The sequence below is a fragment of the Sphingomonas sp. CCH5-D11 genome (assembly GCF_001557395.1).
Lineage (GTDB): Bacteria > Pseudomonadota > Alphaproteobacteria > Sphingomonadales > Sphingomonadaceae > Sphingomonas.
In genome coordinates, this window is record NZ_LSKH01000254.1 from 1 (window position 1) to 494 (window position 494).

Consider the following 494-nt stretch of genomic DNA (forward strand, 5'->3'; position numbering starts at 1 on the left):
GGTGACGGAGCCGTCGGGGCCGATCTCCAGATCCATGCCGAGCGCGTCCAGCCGTTCGGCGGCGGGCGCGATTTCGTTTTCCACCATGCCGATCAGCCCGGCCTCGGGATCGACATCCTCCACGACGGGCGCCTTCACGACGGGGGCGAGATCCAGCGCGTCGGTCATGAAATTGCGCCAGATCTGCGCCGGTATGCCGCCGCCGTGCAGGCCCGGATTGGGCGTGTTGTCGTCATTGCCGACCCAGACGCCGACCACCAAATCGCCGGCAAAGCCGATGAACCAGGCGTCGCGGCCCGATTGCGACGTGCCCGTCTTGCCATAGGCATCCACCGACAGCGCCGCCGCCCGGCCGGTGCCACGTACAGAGGCCGCGAGCAGCGTCAGCATGTCATCATGAATGCGATCGGGCAGCGTCTTCTGGCCACCGGTGAGGGAACTGTACCAGCTCTTGTCGCGCACATCGGGCAGGCCGTGCGGTTGTACCGGATAGC

1 pseudogene is annotated in these 494 nt (G+C 67.0%); it reads right to left on the bottom strand.

Annotation, left to right across the window (positions count from 1 at the left end):
• Positions 1-494, bottom strand: a pseudogene (locus AX702_RS22655) (penicillin-binding protein); the annotation flags it as partial.